This window comes from Xanthomonas bonasiae (assembly GCF_017163705.1).
In the GTDB taxonomy this organism is placed as follows: Bacteria; Pseudomonadota; Gammaproteobacteria; order Xanthomonadales; family Xanthomonadaceae; genus Xanthomonas_A; species Xanthomonas_A bonasiae.
In genome coordinates this window covers 45,542-66,321 of record NZ_JAFIWB010000015.1, presented here as the reverse complement: position 1 = coordinate 66,321, position 20,780 = coordinate 45,542, and the positions used below count along the sequence as shown (strand labels likewise).

Here is a 20,780-nt window from a genome sequence, read left to right as displayed (position 1 = left end):
TCGCGACTGAAGTCGCTCCCACACGTAGTGGCGTCGCCTTGATCGGGTTGCGCTGGAGCGCCACGTCTCGCTCGCGGCGTGACATGACATCGCCGCGAGCGCACCGCGATGCCGCGGCCGCCGACAGCGGCCAACGCAGAAACGAAGACGCCGATGCGCTAAGGCATCGGCGTCGTCATCGGCAATGGCGTCCGTTACGGACGCCCGTGGCGCTGGCTCAGAACTCTTCCCACTCCGAACTTTCCGCCAGCGCGCCGCCGGGCTTGCTCCGCGCCAGCGGGCGTGCAGCCGGCGCCGGCGCCTTCTTGACCGGCGCGCGTGCGGCGGCGACCGGACGGACCGCGGCCTGGGTCGCCACCGGCCTGGGCGCGACCGCGGCCACCGGCCTGGCGGCGCCGGCAAGGCGGAACACCGCCACCGCACGGGTCAGGTCCGAGGCCTGGTCTTCCATGCTCTTCGCCGCCGCGGTGGCTTCCTCCACCAATGCCGCGTTCTGCTGCGTGGTCTCGTCCAGCTGCATCACCGTCTTGCTGACCTGCTCGATGCCCGAACTCTGCTCGGCGCTGGCCGCGGAGATCTCGGCCATGATGTCGGTGACCCGCTTCACCGAGGTCACCACCTCGGCCATGGTGGTGCCGGCACGCGCGACCAGGGTCGAGCCCTGCTCCACTTCCTGCACCGAGTCGGAGATCAGCGTCTTGATTTCCTTGGCCGCCGCCGCCGAGCGCTGCGCCAGCGAGCGCACTTCCGAGGCGACCACGGCGAAGCCGCGGCCCTGCTCGCCGGCACGCGCGGCTTCCACCGCGGCGTTCAACGCCAGGATATTGGTCTGGAAGGCGATGCCGTCGATGACGCCGATGATGTCGGCGATGCGCGCGGAGGCGGCGCTGATCGACGCCATCGTGGTGACCACGTCCTCGACCACGCGGCCGCCGCTCTCGGCCACTTCGCCGGCGCCCAGCACCAGCTGGTTGGCCTGGCGCGCGCTGTCGGCGTTCTGCTTGACCGTGGAGGTCAGCTCTTCCATCGACGCGGCGGTTTCTTCCAGGCTCGCCGCCTGCTGCTCGGTGCGCACCGACAGGTCGCTGTTGCCGCTGGCGATCTCGCCGGCGGCGGTGTTGATCGATTCGGCCGAGCGCTGGATGCCTTGCACGATCGTGGTCAGCTGCTCGGCGGTGCGGTTGGCGGCCTCGGCCAGCTGGCCGAAGGCGCCCTCGTAGCGCACGTCCACGCGCTGCGACAGATCGCCGTCGGCGATCGCGCCCATGATCCGGCCCACGTCGGCCAGGCCGCTTTCGGCCTGCCGCATCAGCCGGTTCAGCGCTTCCACCATTTCCTTGAACGCGAACTGGTAGCGCGCCTCGTCGCCGCGCGCGGAGAAATCGCCGCGCGCCGCCGCATCGGCCAGGCGCGCGATGTCGCCGTTGATCGCCGACAGATTGCTCTTCACCGCATCCAGCGCTTCGTGCAGCGCGGCGCGCTGGCCCGGCAGGCGGCGCATGTCGCGGCGCAGATCGCCGCGGCCGTACTCGCCCATGATCGTCATCGCCTCGATGATCGCGTCCAGGTGTTCGAACAGCGCGGTGTTCATGCCGCGCGCCAGGGTGCCGTAATCGCCGGGGAAATCCTCCGGCATGCGGTGGCTGATGTCGTCGCCCTGCTGCAGCTGCACCAGGGTCTGCATCTCGCCGTTGAAGCGCTGCAGCTGGGTCTGCATCTGCTGCATGCTGGTCATCAGCTGCCCGGTCTCGTCGCGCGATTCCACCTTGATCGTGTTGTCGAAACGGCCCGAGGCGATGGCCTCCGCGGTGCGCGTGGCGGCGCGCAGCGGGGTGACGATGGCGCTGGCGATCAGCCAGCACAGCCCGACCACCAGACCGACCAGGGCTGCGCCGATCACGGTCAGGATCTTGGTGAAGCCCAGCGCCTCGACCTGGATGTCCTCGGCGTACACGCCCATCACCAGCACCCAGTTCCACTGCGGGTACAGCTTGGCGTAACTGATCTTCGGCAGCTGCTCTTTCTTGCCCGGCTTGGGCGCGCTGTAGTAGCTGAAGCCGTCGCCGCTGGTCACCGCCTTGCGGATGTCGCGGTACACGTATTCGCCGGCATCGCTCTTGTAGTCGCTCATGTCGGTGCCGACCTTGCGCTTGGGATGCATCAGGATGCGCATCTGCGGGTCGAGCATGAAGAAGTAGTCCACGCCGCCGTTGGTCTTCATGTCGGCCAGCGCCGACTTGGCCGCTTCCTGGGCCTGCGCCTCGGTGAGTTCGCCGCGCTTGGCCTTGGCCGCATAGTGTTCGATGACGCTCATGCCCATGTCGATCTGGGTCTTCACGGTCTGCTTGCGCGCATCCACCAGGTCCAGGTACTGCAGACGCGCGGCGGCGACGGCGAGCAGGATCACGCCGATGGCGAGCAGGGTGCACAGCACCACGAACTTGCGCGTCATCGGCAGGTTGGCGATGCGACGACGCAGGAAATGGACGGGATTCATAGCGATCCTGAGGGCGATGCCGGTGATGTATATCCACCGATATCGGCCGCGATCGCCGCAAACTTGACGCCTGGCAGTGCAGGAAACTGAAGGCGTTGTGATCGAATCGCCGGTTTTCGCGCTGCCGCGGCGGTGAACCTCCGCATTCAGGTCCGAGCGGTGCGAAGACTGCAACCGCTTTCAGGCAACCTGTGCAACGCGCAGACGTTGCGCCACGTCTGCATCGGCATCGACATCGCCATCGCCATGCCACACCAACCGATGGAAATCGAAGCCGGATTGCAGGCGCGGCTTCACCACGTTGAAATAGGGCGAGACGTCGAAGTCGCGCGGCAGGTAGAGGCTGTAATGACGGTTGTGCAGGATCTCCGCATCCTGCGCGTCGGACACCGGCACGCTGCCGATCTCCGGCAGGATCGGATAGCGGATCGCGCCGAAGGCCTGCGCCAGCAGCGTCGAGCAGATCGCCTTGGTCGGCTCGCCGCTGCCCAGTTCCAGGAAGCGGCGCTTCACCGACGACGGCAGCGGCGGGGTGCGGATCAGGTAGCGCGCCAGGTCGAAGATGTTCTTCAGGTCGTAGCTGTTGCCGACGCGGCTGACCATGTAGTCGACGACCGCATCGATCTCGTCGGCGCCCAGTCCCACCGGGCGGCAGATGCGCGTGTGCAGGCCGGCGAATTCGCTCAGCCCGACCACGCGCACGCCGACGTTGATGTCCACGTCGCAGAAGGTCGGCGCGTCCGCGTCGGCCGCCGTTCCCAGGTGATCGCCGATGTACAGCGCGGCGTGCGACCAGGTGGACTGGCTCAGGTACTTGATCGCGGTGGAGAAGCGGCTGTTGCCCTCGACCAGCAGCACGTCGCCCTTGCGCAAGGTCGCCTGCAGCAGCTGCGGCGGACTGGTCGGCAGTTCCGAGCGGTGCCGGCGCGGCTTGGACAGGAACTTGGCCAGGTGACGACCCAGCAGGCGTGGCAAGGACAGCATGCGCGTTCCCTCATGGACAGCCCGATCCGGGCGGCGAAAGCGACTTCGCTTCACCATGATGGCGGCGCTGCGCGGGAATTCTTTAGCGCTGCCCGGCCGGCCGCGCCTCCTTCTGCCGGCGGGACCATGGCCCGTTTTCGAGGGAAGGTGCCCCGCAGGGGCGGATGAGGGTACGGGCGAAGCCTCGCGCGCCCAAACTCAGCGAGGCGCTTCGCGCCGTACCCTCACCCCAACCCCTCTCCCGATGGGAGAGGGGCTAGAGCCGTTCCCTTCTCCCATCGGGAGAAGGTGCCCCGAAGGGGCGGATGAGGGTACGGGCGCAGCCTCGTGCACCCAAACTCCGCGAGACGCTTCGCGCCGGACCCTCACCCCAACCCCTCTCCCGATGGGAGAGGGGCTAGGGCTGCTCCCTTCTCCCGGCGGGAGAAGGTGGCCCGCAGGGCCGGATGAGGGTACGGGCGCAGCCTCGTGCACCCAAACTCCGCGAGGCGCTTTCGCGCCGGACCCTCACCCCAACCCCTCTCCCGGGGGAGAGGGGCTCCAAGCGCCGTCAGTCGCCGCGACCGACCACCAGTCGCACTTCGACGCGGCGGTTCGGCAGCAGGCATTCCAGCAGCGCCGCGCGCGGCTTCACGCCGGCGCACTGCTGCACCTGCTGGCTGTCGCCACGGTATTCGTAGCGGATGCGGTCGGCGGCGACGCCGCGGCCGATCAGCAGCTCGCGCACGGTGCGCGCGCGGCGCTCGGACAGGCCCTGGTTGTAGTCGTGGCCACGGCCGTCCATGCGGTCGGCATGGCCGACCAGCTCCACCTTCTGCAAGCTCAGCTTCTCTTCGGCGATGCGTGCCAGCGCGCGATCCAGGCTTTCCAGCGAGTGGGTGCGGATGTCCTTGTAGCCGTCGCGGTCGAATTCGAACAGCACGTTGGCCACCAGCGGAATCGGCGCCGCCGCCGGCGTGTCCGCCTGCTTCGGCCCGTCGCACTGCCGTGCCAGCGCCTCGGCGTCGTTGACCAGGTCCTCGGCGATCTGGATGTACGGCTTGGAATGGCGCCATTGCTGCTGGTTGAACTCGTTGCCTGCATGCACCAGCTCGACCTCGCCGCAGGCCGCCGCCTGCTGCGCGCAGCTGAAACCGGCGCTGCCGTGCAGCGCGCGCAGGCGCTGCCACAGGTCGTCGCGCAGGTACTTGGCGTCGTTGACCAGCGGGGTCTCGGTCGGGATCGTCGCGGCGCCCTGCTCCATCAGCTGCACCAGCTTCTCCGACTCGCTCAGCGCGCCTTGCGGGAACGCGCTGCGGTCGTTGCGGGTGTATTCGTGGAAGGACACGTCGAGCCAGCATTGCGCCTTGGACAAGGCGTAGTCGCGCACCGGGCGGCCGCCGTCGTTGAGCGCCTGGATGCGGTCCTGCACGGATTGGTAGCCGTGCAGGTCGGCGGCGATGGCGGCGTCGCTGATGCGTTGCTGCTGCGGCAACAGCTGGGTCTGGGCGTTGCCGGCGGCACAGGCGCCGAGCAGCAAGGCGGCGGCGACGGTGCGGGACAGGACGAAGCGGGGTTGGGTCGTGGTCATCATGGATTCCTCAGCGCGCCGGGTCGCGGTAACGGACCGGATCCCGGCGGAACAGGTCTTCGTCGAATTTGAAGCGCAGGCGCAGGAACACGCCCTGCTGGGTGTACTCGTAACCGGACAGGTCGCGGTCGGCGGTGTAGCCGGACCAGTTGTAGCCGGCCGACAGCCACAGGTTCTGGCGCAGCAGCCGGCCCACTTCCATGCCGTAGGCGTATTGGTTGGAACCGCTCTGGCCACGGAAGGTGGAGCCGAGCACGCCGATGTCCCAGTTCTCGGTGATGTCGTAGACCACGCGCCCGGACACCAGCACCGCATGGAAGCGGCTGTCCACGCGGCCGCCGTCGGCATAGGCGAAACGGTCCTGCTGCCACTTGCCGGCCACGTGCGCGGTCAGCCACCACGGCCGCGACGGATGCCAGTCGGCATGGGTGGAGACGATGTGCGCGCGGCTGCTGATGTCCTGGCTGCTGCCGTCCACCGCCTGCCCGTCGAGCAGGGTCAGTCCGCTCTCGTCGCGCTCCAGCTTGTACTCGTAGCGGGCCAGCGCGTTGATCCGGTTGGTGTCGGTATCGCGGTAGGCCACGCCCAGCTGGAAGCGGTTCTGCAGCACGTCGCCGCGCGCGGCGTAGTTGGTCTGCAGCAGGTAGTTGCGGCCGAGCAGGGTCCAGTCGCGGCTGAGCTTGCGCGCCAGCATGAACTGCACCAGCGTGGTGTCGAAGGCCTCGTCGGTCGCGGTCTGGGCGACGTCGCCGCTGATGCGGTACTCCACCCGCACCGAGCCGCGCCACAGCGGGTTGACGCCGTAGTCCAGCGCCAGCGCCAGGCCGGTGGCATCGCCGGTGTTGCCGTCGTACACCTTCACGTGTTCGGCCGAGCTGCTCAGGCGCACGCCCTCGCGCACGTCCCAGGTATTGCGGATGCCGGAGGCGGCCTGCACGTCGCGGCCGCTGATCGCATCGCGCATGCGGTACTCGGAGAACGCCTGGGTGTCGCGCACGTAGCTGCTGTCGATACCGAACACCAGCGCATCGGCCTCGCGGTCGGTGGTGGTGATGCCGTAAGCGCTGGTCAGGCCGGTCTGCTTCTCGTAGCGGCCGTACAGGCGGCTGCGTTCCAGCACCTGGTAATCGACGCCGGCGGCGATGCGGTTGCGGTCTTCGCCGGACACGCTCTGCTCGTACTCGGCGCCCAGCGACAGCTTGGCGCCGACGCGGTAGCCGGCGCCGATGCGCGCGCTATCCGATTCCAGGCGGGTGCCGATCGGCAGGTCGCTGGCGGTGCCGGTGACGGCGCTGCTGGAGCCGATCACCGGCAGGCCGGTCAACGGATCCAGCGGCTGCTGGCCGTAGCCGAGCGCGCCGCCGCCGGAGCCGGTGGCGAAGCCGCCGGTCAGACCACCCGTGTTGCCGTAGCCCAGGCCCGAGGACCACGGCGAGTACGCGCCGACGGTCTCGCGGATCGAACGCACACCGACGTCCAGGGTGAGCCTTTCGGTGGCGCCGACGCGCACGCCGGCACCGCCGGCATCGCGCTTGCCGCCGTCCGGGTTGCGGTCCTCGCTGCGCAGGCCTTCGGCATACAGGTCCACGCGCTCGGTCAGGTGGTAGTCGACCTTGGCGTTGTACTCGCCGCGCCCGCCGAACAGCGGCGAGGCCGGGTTGTTGAACGCCGGATCGGTACGCGCGGCGAACAGGTTGGCGTCGAGCTTGTCGCCGTCGTGGCCGAACTCCACGCGCCACGCATCGCCTTCGACGCGGCCGCTGAGGTCCTGCAGCCCCGGGGTGGCGACCTGGTTGATCGAGTTGGTGTTGATCTCGCTCTGGGTGCGCGCGAACTCCACCGCCATCGCGGTATTCGGGCCGAAGCGGTAGCCGGCGTTGACGCTGCCCATGCGGAATTCGGCGAACGGGTTGCGGTCGTCCACCACCGCGCCGCCGACTTCCAGTGCATCGGTCAGCCGCAGCTGGCCGTCGGCGCCGTAGACCCAGAAGCGCTCGGTGCCCTGGTCGAGTTCGTAGGTGATGCGCAGCGACACCGGATTGAGGTCGCTGTCGAACGAGGCCAGGAACTGGTTGAGCAGGATGCGCCCCGAGAACGGCTCGAAGCTGTAGTCCACCAACCGCGCCAGCGGCTGCACCGAGACGATCCGCGAGGGCTGGTTGCGGTCGCGCACGACCACTTCCACCCGCTCGCTGCCTTCCAGCACCGCGTTGTTGCGCAGTGCGTACGGGCCGCTGCCCTGGCTGGCGAATTCTTCGATCACCTGGCGCAGCGAGTCCTGGATGGCGAACACGTTGGAGCGCACGCGTGCGTTCTCGTAGTGCCAGCCCAGGCCGGTGGCGGTGCGGTTGTAGGTGCCGAGGCTGCGCTGCGGCATGCTGCTGCGCGCGCCGACGCCGGTCGCGGTGGCCAGCGTGTCGCCGGTCTGGAAATCGCCGTACAGCAGATAGCTGCGGCGGTTGTCCACGCGCACGTACAGGCGCTCGGCCGAGCGCGCGTCGAAGCCGCGCAGCGAGGAGTCGCCGTACACCGGATAGAACTCTTCCGGCTGGATGTCGCGCAGCAGCCGGCCGCGCACGTCCTTGTCCGAATCGTAGGCGGCGGTGAGCAAGTATTCGCCCTTGATCCGGCCCTTGACGAAGAACGCGGTGCGCGCGGCAGCGTTGGCCTTGCCGTTGTTGAATTGCTTTTCCCAGCGGCGGATATCGCGTTCGAACACGTCGTCGTGATCGACCGGCGCGATCAGCCCGCTGTTGTCGCGGCGGCCGAAGTTGACCACACCCTCAATCAGGCCGGTGGCGATCATCTCGCGCATCTCCGGCACGAACCCGATCGTGCCTTCGGCGCTGTGGCCGCCGGCGCTGACCCGCAGCACCACGTCCTGCGGCTGGTCCGGCGCGAGCAGGTCGAACTCGGCCACGCCGTCGCGCACCGGCAGCTGCACGCCCGGGGTGACCTTGTCGGCATCGGCCGCGCCCGGCCCCAGTTCGTCGGTGCGCGAGCCCGGCAGCAGGATGCGGCCGCCGGTGTGTTCGACGGTGGCGAAGTGCTCGCCCTGCAACGGCTTGCCGGCGTCGTCGAGCAGGCGCACGGTCACGTGCACCGGCGTCTGGCCGTCGGCCGGCGCGCCATCGCGGTCGACCTCCACCTGCACCTGGTCCATGCCCTGCGCGGCGTGCGCGTCGAGCGTGCCGCGCGGCGCCAGCGTCTGCGCGGCGGCATCGGCGCTGCTCGGCGTGCGCGGGTACAGCGTGCCGGCCTCGCCCAGCACCGGCGTGAAGCGGCTGCTGCCGACCGTCTGCTGGGCCAGCGCCGGCAGCGCGGCCAGGGCGCAGGCGAGCAGGGTCAGCCGCGGCAGGCGGCGCGTCGTGACGGGCCGGCTCATGGCTGCACCTCCGCAGGAACGGTGACATCGGGCGGTGGGGTGCCGCGCGGCTTGACGATCGGCGCTTGCGCCGGGCTGTCGGTGCCCTGCTGCGGCGCGCGCAGCGGCTTGCTGCTGAAGCGCAGCGGCGCATGGCCGGTTTCGGTTTCCGGCGCGCGCACCTCGCCTTGCGTGCGGCGCGCCTTGACCTGCTCGATCACCGGGTTGGAACAGCTGCCCTCGACGAAGTCGGCGCGATGCAGTTCGCCGTTCTTGAGATCGATGAACAGGCTGTCGGCATCGCCGAGGTTGCGGTTGCTGCTGGTGGTCAGGCGCGAGCCGACCGGCAGCGTGCTGGCATCGACCTTCAGCGTGTGGCTCTGCGGCGGCAGGCCGCAGTAGCTGTACTTGCCTTCCGAGTCGCTGATCACCCAGGTGCCGTCCTCGAAGTACAGGCGCACGCCGGGAATGCCGAGCTCTTCGCGGTCCTGCACGTGGTTGACGTTGCAATCCACGAACACCTTGCCCAGCACGCAGCCCTCCTCGGTGAACACGCCGCCGCTGACGCGCACGCGGTACTGCGCCTGGTTGGACGGCAACGAACCGGAACGTGGTTGCAGCGAGACCGGATCGATGCAGCCGCCGGCGATCGAGCAGCCGTGCGCCTGCGCGCGGTTGATGCCGTCGCCCTGCTGCGCGCCGACGCCGATGCGCACCCGGTAGGTCAGCGCGATCTGCTGGCCGACCTGGATCGGACCGGTGGCGAAGCCCAGGGTCGGGCCGGGCTTGCCCAGCGGCTCGGCCACGGCCACGCCGTTGGCGCGCGCGGTGCCGTCGATGTAGGTGAAGCCGCGCGGCAGGCGATCGACCACGTTCACCGTCTGCAGCGGGCTGCCGGCGGTCTGGCGGATGGTGATGGTGTATTGCACGGTATCGCCCACTTCGGCGGTCTGGCGGTCGCCGGTCTTGGTGATGGCCAGGCCGGTGGCCACCGCGGTGTCCAGCGGAATGTGGTTGTGCACGATGCCGGCGGTGGCCGACCCGGCGAACAGCCGCAGGTAGTACTGGGTCGCAGTGCCGACCGGACCGGTCGGCGCCAGCGCGTTGGGCTGCACCTGGTAGTTGCTGCCCACCGCGCCGGGCGGCGACAGCGAACTGCCTTCGGCCGGGATCAGCGTGGAGACGAAGACGTAGCCGCCCGGCGGGGTCACTGTCAGCTCGAACTCGCAGCGCGCCGGCGCCGCCGGGCCGAACAGGAACTGGTAGTAGCCGTCGTTGCCGACGGTCATCGACACCGCGTTGCCGTCGATGCGGTAGCCGCCGGCCGCGCTGTTGAGCAGGCTGGTGGCCGGGTCGTAGCCGGCGCAGACGCCGATCGGGGCCAGGGTGACGATCGCACCGGGCACCGGGTCGCGGGTGACCGCGTCGTAGACCACGCCCGACGGATCCACCGGCAGGCTCTGCTGCGGCAGGTTCTCGCCGGCCTTGAGCACCACTTCCAGCTGGCTGATGCCGCCGTCGCTGACCCGGCACGAGCTGTTGCTGCCGTTGCTGATCGCCGCGTCGGCCGCGCACGGGGCGGCGGCGCCGGAAGCGGTCTCGCCGCTGACCGGGAACGCCCAGATGACCCCGGAGCTCGGATCGCGGAAGCGGATGTGCCACTTCTGCCCGGGGATCACGTCGCCGAAGCGGTAGCTGCCGTCGGCGGCGCTGAGCGTGGTCTTGACCACCTGGCCGCTGGTCGGATCGACCAGTTCGACGATCCAGTTCTGCAGGCGGCGATCGCCGCCGTCGAGCAGGGTGTCGTCGTTGCCGACGTCGAACCACACCGTGCCCGACACCGAGGCCGCCAACTGCACCTGGGTCGGCACGCGGCAGGCGTTCTGGGTGATCGCCGGATCGCACACCGGCAGCTGGGTCACGTCGCCCTCGAACGCGCCGCGTTCGGCCGGGGTCGGGCTGTGCGTGGCGTCTTCGCCGCCGCCCTGCACCAGCACCGCGTTGTTGACCGGGTTGCCGGTCGCCGCCGCGGCGCCGACCGCGACCTGCACGTGGATGCGATCGCTGGCGGTCTGTCCGGGCGCGATCAGCGTACTGGCGTCGCAGCTGAAACGGTCGGCACCGACCGCGCCGGCGCAGGTCCAGCCGTTGCCGGTGGGCAGCGCCGCCAGGGTCACGCCCGGCGGCAGGCGGTCCTGCACCTGGTACACGCCGGCGGTCGGACGCGGGCCGATGTTGCGCACGCTGATCGTGTAGCGGGCGGTGTTGTTGACGGTGAACTTGACCGGGTCGGCGAGCTTGCTGACGACCAGGTCCGGGGTGTTGGCGATCTCGCCGAAGTTGTTGTCGATCGACTGCGCGCCCGGAGTCAGCACCACCGCGGAAATCGCCGACGGCACGGTCTCGCGCGGGGTCGCCACGCCATGCGTGGTGCCGCCAACGGTACCGGCGCTGGTGACGCCGTTGCGGGTGTCGGCCGGTTGATCCGGTTCGGTCACCGTGTAGGTGCCCGGGCGCAGGTTCTCGAAGCGGTAGTTGCCCTGCGCATCGGTCTGCACGCTCAGTTGCACCGCGGCGCCGAGATCGTCGGTGCCGGTCAGCACCACGCGCACGTTGGCGATGCCCGATTCGTCGCTGCCGACCACGCCGTTGTCGTCGTTGTCGTAGTACACGCGGCCGGACAGCGACGCCGCCGCCACTTCGCCGAAGTCGTAGTGCTGGCCCTGCTGGTTGGCGCCGAGCACGATGGTGGCGATCGCCGACGGCGTGGTGGTCACGCCGGTGGCGGTGCCGCCTTTGTCGCCGGGCACGGTCTTGCCGTTGAGGGTGCCGGTCGGCTGGGTCGGCTCGGTCACCGTGTAGGTGCCCGGCAGCAGGCCGATGAAGCTGTAGTTGCCGGTCGCATCGGTCTTGGTGGTCAGGTTGACCGCCTGGCCGTTCTGGTCGGTGCCGGTCAGCACCAGCTCCACGTCGGCGAGGCCGGTCTCGGCCGGGTCGATCACGCCGTCGTTGTCGTCGTCGCGCCACACCCGTCCCTGGATCGCGCTGCCGCTGGGGTTCTCGCCGAAGTTGAACTCGGTGCCGTCCAGGCCCGCGCCCAGCTGGATCTGCGAGATGCGGTCGGTGCTGGCCGCATCCGGGCCGCCGGGCGCGGCCACCGCGGTGCCGGCCACGCAGGTGCCCGCCGCGCACGCCGCGCCGCCGATCTGGCCGGGATTGATCGCGCTGGGACGGTTGCTGTACTGCCCGCTCGGCAGCGGCTCGCGCACGCTGTAGGTGAGCGTCGGATCCAGGTCGTCGAAGCGGTAGGCGCCGTTGCCGTCGGTGCTGGTGGTGGCCAGCACCGCGCCGGTGACGGCATCGAGCAGTTCCACGGTGGCGCCGGCGATCGCCGGATCGCCGCCGTCGCGCACGTTGTTGAAGTTCAGGTCCACGTAGACCCGGCCGGACAGGCTGGGACGACGCACTTCCGGGAAGTCGTAGCGCACGGCCGCGTCGGACGCGCCGACCGGAATCGTGGTGTAGCTGGAGTTGGGACTGCCGGCGGCATAGGTGCCGCCCAGCGACGGCGCGCTGGCGCCGGCGACCGGCGGATCCACCGGCCCGTTGCGATAGCCGGTGGGCTGGGTCTGGGTCAGCGTGTAGCCGCCCGCGCCGGCCGCCGACAGGTTGTCGAAGCTGTAGCTGCCGTCGGCCGCGGTGGTGGTGCTGCGGTTGACCGCATTGCCGTAGGCGTCGGTGCCGCTCAGCACGATGGTGACGCCGGCGATGCCGGGTTCGCCGTTCTGGTGAACGCCGCCGTTGCCGCCCGCGCGGTCGCGGTCCTCGAACACGGTACCGGCCAGCGACGCCCGGGTGACCAGGATCGGCACGGTGGACGTGTTGTTCGGCGGGACGCGATCGACCTGCTCGGTGGTGATGGTCGCGGTGTTGTTGATCGCCGACGCGCCCGGATAGGCATCCCAGCGCACCGGCACCACGATGCGCAGCTTGCCGCCGACGGTGACGTCGCCGAGGTTGCAGGTCAGCGTGGCCGAGGCCTGGGTGCAGTTGCCGGTGCCGTTGGGCACTTCGCCACCGCCGCCGCCCGGGATCGGGCCCTTCTTCTGCCAGCTCACCTGGCCGACGACCACCAGCCCGGCGGGCAGCGTGTCGCTGACCACGGTGCCGGTGCCGTTGAGCGGACTGCTGCCACTGCGATCGCGCGACAGGCTCGCGCCGGGACCGTTGTTGATGCCGTCGATGACGTAAAAGAACGGCTGGCGCAGGCCCACCGAGGTGGCGTTGGCCGGCAGCGCCGCATCCGGATCGGCATCGGGCGCGGTGGTGATCACGTGCTTGCTCACGCCCACGTCGGCGGAGGCGCGGATCGTGGTTTCCTGGCTGGCGCCGTTGTTGGCGGTGTTGCTGTCGGTCTCGGCGGACGTGGCCTGGGCCAGGTTGCTGACCGTGTCGCCGGCCGCGCCGGGCGGGGTGTCGTAGCGGTAGCGCAGGTACAGCGTGCTGGTCTGGCCGGACGCGACCACGCCGGCGACGTTGTTGCTGAAGCCGATGCCGGGCATCAGGCAGTTCAGCACCTGCACCGCGCCCACGGTCGGGTTGCTGCCGGACGTCACCGAACAGGCGGCCGGATCGAAGGTGCCGGTGGGCGTGGCCGAGGCGCCGATGAAGGTGACGGTGCGGCCGGACGGCGGAGTGAAGGTGTCGGCCAGGCGCACGTCGGTGGCGACCGACGGGCCGTTGTTGCGGATGGTGATGCGGTAGGTGATCAGGTTCGCCGCGGCATTGGTCGCGTCGAAGCCGAGCGGATCCACGCCGCCGGTGAAGCCGGTGTCCACCTTGTTGGTGATCAGGTCGACCTGGCCGGCCTCGAACGGCAGCTGCGCGCTCTTGCTGTCGTCGCTGGTGTCGGTATTGAAGTCGTAGGTGTTGCCGTCGCCGTCGGTGCCCGCGGTGGCATCGCCGTTGCCGTCGCCATCGAGGTCCACCACGAAGTCGGCGGTGTTGTCGAACTGGCGGCCGGTGTTGCCGCTGTTGACGTTGGGCCGGATCACCACCTGCAGGGTTTCGGTCTGCTCGTTGGTGAGCGAGGGCAGCGCCGGGCACTGCACGGTGACCTGCGCCGGCGCGCCGGTCGGATTGGCGTAGGAGGTGCCGCCGGCGTCGACGGTGACCGTCACCCCGGCGCCAGCGCTGGCGGTACAGGCCTGGGTGCCGGCACCGGTGCGCTGCGCGGACACCAGCACGAAGCCCGAATCGTTGGCCGGCAGGGTGAACACGTCGCGGAAGATCACCCCGGGCACCGTCGACGGGCCGCGGTTGATGTAGGACATCACGTAGGTGGTGTTGACGCCGGCGCGGCCGGGCGTGCCCGAGGAAATGGTCTTGGCGGTGGTGGCGACGTTGGCCACGCGCGCGATGCGGATCCAGTCCGAGGCCTGGTTGTTGTTGCCGTTGAGCTCGCCCACCGAACCGGCCACGGCCGCATCGATGCCGACCCCGGCGGTGTTGCAGAACGCGCCGCTGATGGCGGTGCCGCCGCAGGTGCCGGCGGGCTGGTTGAAGCTGTCGAACAGCGCGCGCTGGACCTGGATGACGATCTGCGCGGTGGCGCCGTTGGCCAGCGCGGTGGTGCCGGAGCGGCAGACCACCGAGGCGCCGTTGACGGCGCAGTTCCAGCCGGCCGGGGTGGTGGTCACGCTGATCTGGGTGCGGCCGTTGACGAAGCCGGGCACGGTGTCGTTGACCACCACGCCGGTGGTGCTGTCCGGGCCGTTGTTGGTCACGGTCAGGGTGTAGCTGAGCGTGTCCTGGTTGGCCGCCAGCACGTTGTCGGCGGCGCCGGCGCCATTGGTCTGCTTGACGATGGACAGGTCGGCGCGCTCGTCGGTGGTGCGGGTGCCCGCGCCCGAGCAGTCGTTGCCGGTTTCCGGGTCGCGGTCGATGCCGTTGCCGGTCAGCGGCTCGATCGAGCCGCCGGAGCCGCCGGTACAGGCGTTGTTGAGCAGGTTGGCCGAGGAACTGCGCGCGCGCGTCAGCAACTGCAGCGTCGGCGCCTGCGCGCCCACTGCCAACGGCAGCGAACCGGCACCGAGATCGCAGGTCACGTGCTGCACGCTGGAGCCGCTGTAGGCCTGGTCCACGGTGCAGGTCCACGCGCCGCTGGCGAACGCCACGCCCGGCTGCGCCACGCTGCCGTCCGGCTGCAACAGCTCTTCGCCGGTCGCCAGCGTATCCACCGTCTGCACCTGGCCGGTCGCCGGGCGCGGTCCCATGTTGCGCACGACGATGCTGCTGGTCATGCGACTGTCCAGATCGCTGCCGATGCCGCTCCACACCGGCACCAGCGCCGGGGTCTTGGTCTTCTGCAGCGACAGGTCGGCACCGTCGGCGAGCACGGTGAAGGTGGTGCTGCCGGTGTTGTCGGTGCTGTTCGCGTCCGGCGTGTCGGAGCTGGCGGTGGCGCTGTTGGTGACGTCGCCGCTGCTGTTGGTGCCGGACGCCGGCACCGTGCTCTCGATGGTGAAATCGGCTACGGCGCCGACCGCCAGGCTGCCGTTCAACGCGCAGGTGCGGGTGGCGTCGCCGTTGCTGTTGGTGCAGGTCCAGCCGGCCGGCACGGTGCCGCCGGTGGTCAGGAAGCCGGTGGGCAGGTTGTCCACGAAGCGCGGATTGACCGCGGCGCTCGGCCCCTGGTTGCGCACCTGGATGTTGAAGGTGACCGGCTGGCCGGAGATCGCCGGCGAGGGGTTGACGCTCTTGCTCAGCGCCAGGTCGGCGCCGGCGGTGACCGTGGTGGTCACGCTGCCGGTGTTGTTGTCGGGCAACGGATCCGGCGTGGAGCCGGCCTGCACGCGTGCGGTGTTGACGATGTTGCCGCTGGCCGCGGTGACGCGGGCGCGGAAGGTGAAGCTGCTGCTGCCGCCATTGGCCAGCGCGCCGGCGTGGGTGGCGGTCATGCTGCCGCTGTTGAAGGTCCAGCCGCTGCCGCTGAAGCTGTTGGCCACGTACTGCACCGCGGCCGGCAGCGTGTCGACCACGGTGAAGCCGGCCGAAGCGCTGGGTCCGGCGTTGCGCACGGTGACGGTATAGGTGACCTCGGCGCCGGCGACGACCGGGTTCGGCGTGGCGGTCTTCTCCACGCTCAGGTCGCCCGCCGATTCCAGCGTGGTCGCTTCCAGGCGGCGATTGTTGGCCGCGTTGCTGTCGCCGGCGAAGAACGGATCGGCATCGGCCAGCGAGGCGATCGGCGTGCTCGCCGCGGGCAGGCCGGTTTCCACGCCGATCGCGCCGCGGATCTCGATCGTGCCCGGGGCCAGGCCGACCGTGCTCACCGGCAACTGGAAGGTCACCGGCGCGCCGTTGGAAGAGAAGGTCCCGACCAGCGTGCCGACCCGGCATTCGATGCGCTGCGCGTTGCCGGCGGCCACGCTGCAGGAGGACGGCAACGGCGAGCCCGCCTGGGCACCGGCGGGCAGGTCGAAGATCACCACCGCGTTGTTGACCGTATCGGCGGCACTGTTCTCGACGGTGACGCTGTAGACCACGCTGCCCCCGGCCGGCGTGGGATCGTAGCCGGTGTCGGACAGGTTGGTGATCTGCAGGTCCGCGGCCGCGGCCAGCGCAGGCGCGGCCGACAGCAGGACGGCCATCAGCAACCGCAAGCGTCGCCCCGACGACGCCGTGGTCCGGTGGTGTTCGCAGGCGGCACGCGCCCACGCCCGCAGTGCAGCCGCACGGCTGCCGCGCATCAAATGATCCATGTGCCTCTCTCTCCCCAAGCATCCAAGCCGGACCCACGAACCGGCGCCCCAGGCCTAGGCCGTGCGGGGCGCGCTGACGATCGGGATCGGTACCCACCCCGAAAGCGCAGGCGAGGCCTGCCGGTGTGGTGGCGCGGATTCTGCGCAGGGGCGCGCAGGCAGTCAGTAGCAGCAGTTCGCGTTCGCTCTCACTTCCTCACACGCACAGCGAGACGCATGGCGCAATGGCAATGAGATGCGGCCCATGGCCGCACTGTGACGGGAGGCGGCGCGCCGGCATGGCGAGTGAAACGCGCAATCTGTCTACCGATCGCGTGGCGTCGGCTCCGCGCGCGATGCGGATGCGGATGCGGATGCGGCGAAGACTAGGCGTTGTCGCCCAGCAGATATCCCTGCCCGCGCACCGCACGCAGCGGCAGCGTCGCGGCGGTGGCCGCGGTCACCCGTGCGCGCAGGCGATGCACCAGCACCTCCAGGCGGTGCGGATCGAAGTCCCACGGCGCGTCGGTGACCGCCGCGATCAGCGTGTCGCGGTCCACCGGCGCGCCGCGTTGCGCGAACAGCGCCTTCAGCAGGCCGCGTTCGGCCTCGGTCAGCGCCAGCGTGCGCTGCGCTGGCGAGGACAGCGTCCAGCCGTCGTCGCTCAAGCGCCATTCCTGCGCCGGCAACGCCTCCGGCGATGCGGCAAGCTGCAAGCGCCGACGCAGATTGGCCAATGCGGCGATCAGCAGTTCCACATCCAGCGGCTTGACCAGGTAAATGTCCGCGCCTTGCAGCAAGCCGCGGGTCATGTCGGGATTGGCGCCGCGGCCGGTGAGCATCACGATGCCCGCCTGCGGCGCGATCTGCCGCAGATAGCGCGCCACCGAATAGCCGTCCTCGCCCGGCAGCCCGACATCCAGCACCACCAGATCGCAAACATGGCCGAGCAGATGCCGGTACAGCGTTTCGGCGCTGCCGAAGCCGAGCACCTGCGCGCCCTCGTGGCCCAGCTCGTCGACGATGATCGCGCACAGCTCGGCGTCGTCCTCGACCACCGCGATGCGCACACCGTCCAATACAGGCCTTGGCCTGCTTTCCGCGTCGAAGGGCTGCGGTGCATCGTTTTTCATCGCAGCTTTTCCCCGCTCTCGCACATGCCCCAAAGCGGCAGCGACTCTCTAAGATGAAGCATGCAGGCTACATGCCCGCGGATTCCACTCCAGGCCAGCAGATGCATAAGCGCCTTCAGCCCTACGCGACGGAACGTCCACGCGAAATGCAACCGAAGTCGCATGCGCACGGATGAACGCGGCAATCCGCGTGCCCCATCCGCCAGACGGGGCACGGTCGCGACATGCATGCCATATGCAGTCGCGAGAGCAGTTGCCGCGCTGCTCCTATCCCACGAAATGGATATCTGCTTCCGCGCCTATGACATTTTTACAGCGGCTGCTTAAGCACGGGAAAATATATGCCACTGGCGATGACGCGCGCAGGCCGTCAGATTCACCACTCGCATCGGCCCGATCCGTTGCCAGACAAAACGCCATTCCCAACATCAGCGTAAATGCGGTCGCCAGCTTCATGCGTCAGCCCCTGCTGTGATAGTAATCCCCCACAGAAGAATAGCGCAGTCGGCGCGGCGTGCACATAGCACTTAAGCGGACCGCAGTCAGAGCCTGCTTTCAACATCGTCCATTTCGAGGCCTTCGATCTACCGAGGCTCTACGCCCTGTGACTCCATCGCCTGCATCGCGATCATGTTCAAATGTCATTTGGGTCGGCGCGGGTCTGTTGATTGCAAAACAATTATTTCCATCGAACCTATCCAGGCACCTGAAGGACGACCTTAGACGTCGATCATTCGCGACAGAAACGGCACCATGCCGTCTCCGCAGCGATTGTGCGAAACCTCTACGGCCATCCGTGCACATGACTTGATGCACGCGCCAGCGGCGCGGAAGTGCGCTGCAATCGCGGTCCTGCTGCAGGAGCCCGCCATGCGCTTTCGCCACCTTGTCCTGTGCGTGCTGCTGAGCCTGAGCGGCGCCGCAACCGCGGCCGACGACGACGCAGCGGCGGTGCGCGCCGCCGATGCGCGCTACTGGCAGGCCTACAACGCCTGCGACATGCGTGCGATGGGCGAGCTGCTCACCGACGACGTGGAGTTCTACCACGACAGGACCGGCCTCACCGCGTCCAGGCCCGCGGTGCTGCAATCCCTGCGCAACGGCCCCTGCGCCGACCTGGCGATGCACCTGCGCCGCGAGGCCGTCGCCGACAGCCTGCAGTTCCATCCGCTGGCCGGCGGCTTCGCGCTGCTGTCGGGCACGCACCGCTTCTACGTGCAGCGCGACGGCAAGCCCGAGCAGCTGGACGGCCAGGCCGAGTTCACCAATCTCTGGCAAGCGGTCGACGGCCACTGGCGCATGCGCCGCATCTACAGCTATGCGCACGGCGCGGTGACTTACGTAGCGCCCGCCACGCACCTGACGTTGGCGCCCGACATCCTGGCCGGCTACGCCGGCACCTATCTCGGCCAGAAGGTCGGCGACATCCGCGTCGCCGTGAAAGGCGACCATCTGAAGCTCACTGCGGGCGCGCTGGTCGTCACCCTGCGCGCCGAATCGCCGACGCGCTTCTTCGCCGAGGAACGCGACCTGCGCTTCGTGTTCGCGCCGGCAGCGGATGGACGCATGCGCCAGCTGAGCGTGTACGAGAACGGCGCCATCGTCGAGACCGCAACCGCGCAGTGAGGCAGCGGCGGCGGCCTCGCGTGCTGCGGTTCAACGCCGATGCAGCACGGACACCTCGATGAAATCGGCGGTGCTGCGTTTCAGATAGACCCGATAGGTACCTTGTCCGGCAATCGGCACATCGAAGCCGTCGCCCGGCGACAGCCCTGCGCGCTCGACCGGCGCACCCTCGCGCGGCGTCGCCCGCAACCGTGTCCTCCCGCCATCGCCGCCGCGCGTCGCATTGGTCACCGTCAGCGCGCCCTCCCATAGGACGCGGCTGTCGCCCGGCAACAGGCTGAACTCGATCGAGGGCGAACTGGCCGCCGGCTTGCACGCGGCGGCCTGCGCTTCGGCCAAACGCCGCTCCAGCGGCTTGACCTCCACGTACTGCACGCATCCGTAAGTGCCGCCGACCAGCACCAGCACCGCCGACACCTCGGCGGCGGCGCGCTTGAACGACAGCGTCTGCCACCATTTCTGCGCAGGCGGTTGCGGCGGCTGACGGTTCGTTCGGGCCATGCACGCCACGCTATCGGCGCCGCGTTCGCTTGTCTGTTAGCACGGCTTGCGCCGCAATCCGCAGACGCGTCCGTCTACACGGCGCTCCGCAGTCATCTCGCATCGATCGAAGGACGGCAGGACCGGCGGAGGGTCGAGCGCCGACACGGCATGGCGAAACCGCTCGATCGGGCATGGCGCCGATCGCCATCGGAATGGCCTTGGCCAGCATCGTCGCGCGCCGCGCGGTCGCATTGCTACCCGCATCCGCGCCGCGCCCACCACGCATGTTGCGGCGCAACTTGACGCGGCAAGGGCGCTGGCAGAATCTTGGCACGTACTTTCGAAATAATTTTCGCAATCCGAAACACGCTTGTCAAGCGACACCAGCCAGCCGGTTCGGCAAGCTGGCGACGCACGACAGCCACCAGGACATGCCGATGACCAAGACCATCCCCCCGGGCGCGTTGGACGCCGCCGCCGAGGACAGCGGCGACGCGGCGGACAAGAAGCTGCGCAGCACCGTGCAATCGCTGGCGAAGGGGTTCCGGGTGCTGGAAGCGTTTTCCTCCGAACACGAGGAACTGTCGCTGAGCCAGATCGCGGCGCTGGCCAGGCTCGATCCGGGGACCACGTTCCGCATGCTCAACACGCTGGTCGAGCTGGGCTACGTGAATCGCCTTCCGGAAAGCCGCCGCTTCCGCCTGACCCTGAAAGTGCTGGACCTCGGCTTCCACGCCATCGCCCGCCGCGACCTGCGCAGCGTGGTGCGGCCGTTGCTGCGCGCGCTGGTCAGCGACGTCAACGAAGCGGCCAGCTTCGCGGTGCTGCAGGGTCCCGACGTGCTTTACATCGAACGGGTACGTGCCGGCATCACCCGGCTGGGCGTGGACATCCGCATCGGCACCACCGTGCCCAGCACCCGCACCGCGATCGGCCTGGCCATGCTCGCGCATCTGTCGCCGGCGGAAGTGACGCGGGTGACCGGAGTGAACGTGCAGGCGCCGCACGCGCCGGAGATCGCCGCCATGCTCGGCACCTTCGACCGCATCCGCCGCGACAACTACGTGATCCTCGATTCGATGCTGACCGAGGGATTGCGCGTGCTGGCGGTGCCGGTGCTGGATGCCGACGCCTATCCGCTCGGCGCGATCAGCGTCGCCGCGCCGTCGGTGCGCACCAGCCACGACGAACTGCTCGACACCGCCCTCCAACCCACCCTGCTCGCGGCCAAGGACATCGCCTTCGCGATCCAGGCCAGCGGGAGCGTCGCCGTGACCGCACCCAGCACCTGACCGTCCGGGCGCCCGCCCGGTCCCCCTGCAATCCGACCGCTTCGTGGACGCTCCGGCGCCCGCGCCGGGTTCTTCTTGTCCTGCGAGAG

General features: G+C 69.4%; 10 protein-coding genes. 2 read left to right on the top strand and 8 right to left on the bottom strand.

The annotated features are described in order from the left end of the window. Nucleotides 1-217: 217 nt before the first annotated feature. From JR064_RS13760 to JR064_RS13730, 7 genes are all read right to left on the bottom strand, one after another. Nucleotides 218-2,479 (bottom strand): methyl-accepting chemotaxis protein, encoded by a 2,262-nt coding sequence (locus JR064_RS13760; protein WP_241093066.1) that lies wholly within the window; start codon nucleotides 2,477-2,479, stop codon nucleotides 218-220. A 198-nt stretch (nucleotides 2,480-2,677) separates the two neighbouring features. Continuing rightward, on the bottom strand, nucleotides 2,678-3,481 hold the full coding sequence (locus tag JR064_RS13755) for a C40 family peptidase (RefSeq protein ID WP_206230074.1): 804 nt from the start codon (nucleotides 3,479-3,481) through the stop codon (nucleotides 2,678-2,680). Between the two features lie 550 nt (nucleotides 3,482-4,031). Next, nucleotides 4,032-5,051: an OmpA family protein gene (locus JR064_RS13750; RefSeq protein WP_241093059.1), complete on the bottom strand. Its 1,020-nt coding sequence runs from the start codon at nucleotides 5,049-5,051 to the stop codon at nucleotides 4,032-4,034. Nucleotides 5,052-5,061: 10 nt separating this feature from the next. Further along, nucleotides 5,062-8,436, bottom strand: coding sequence for an Ig-like domain-containing protein (locus tag JR064_RS13745; protein WP_206230072.1), 3,375 nt, complete (start codon nucleotides 8,434-8,436; stop codon nucleotides 5,062-5,064). After that, complete coding sequence (locus tag JR064_RS13740) at nucleotides 8,433-16,067, bottom strand: SdrD B-like domain-containing protein (protein WP_206230071.1); 7,635 nt, start codon at nucleotides 16,065-16,067, stop codon at nucleotides 8,433-8,435. Before JR064_RS13740 ends, JR064_RS13745 begins: the two co-directional genes overlap by 4 nt. Nucleotides 16,068-16,543: 476 nt before the next feature. After that, nucleotides 16,544-17,290, bottom strand: coding sequence for a response regulator transcription factor (locus JR064_RS13735; RefSeq protein WP_206230070.1), 747 nt, complete (start codon nucleotides 17,288-17,290; stop codon nucleotides 16,544-16,546). Between the two features lie 267 nt (nucleotides 17,291-17,557). Further along, nucleotides 17,558-17,746, bottom strand: a complete 189-nt coding sequence (locus JR064_RS13730; protein WP_191825188.1) for a hypothetical protein — start codon at nucleotides 17,744-17,746, stop codon at nucleotides 17,558-17,560. Between the two features lie 414 nt (nucleotides 17,747-18,160). Here JR064_RS13730 and JR064_RS13725 point away from each other — a divergent pair, with 414 nt between their 5' ends. Further along, a complete protein-coding gene (locus tag JR064_RS13725) occupies nucleotides 18,161-18,916 on the top strand; it encodes a nuclear transport factor 2 family protein (protein ID WP_206230069.1) in 756 nt (251 codons plus the stop codon). A 30-nt stretch (nucleotides 18,917-18,946) separates the two neighbouring features. Here JR064_RS13725 and JR064_RS13720 read toward each other — a convergent pair whose 3' ends face one another. After that, nucleotides 18,947-19,417, bottom strand: coding sequence for a hypothetical protein (locus JR064_RS13720; protein WP_191825186.1), 471 nt, complete (start codon nucleotides 19,415-19,417; stop codon nucleotides 18,947-18,949). Nucleotides 19,418-19,836: 419 nt separating this feature from the next. On the opposite strand from JR064_RS13720, the gene JR064_RS13715 reads away from it, so the two are divergent. Then, entirely contained in the window at nucleotides 19,837-20,691 is an 855-nt protein-coding gene (locus JR064_RS13715; RefSeq protein WP_206230068.1) for an IclR family transcriptional regulator, read from the top strand. Nucleotides 20,692-20,780: the final 89 nt, after the last annotated feature.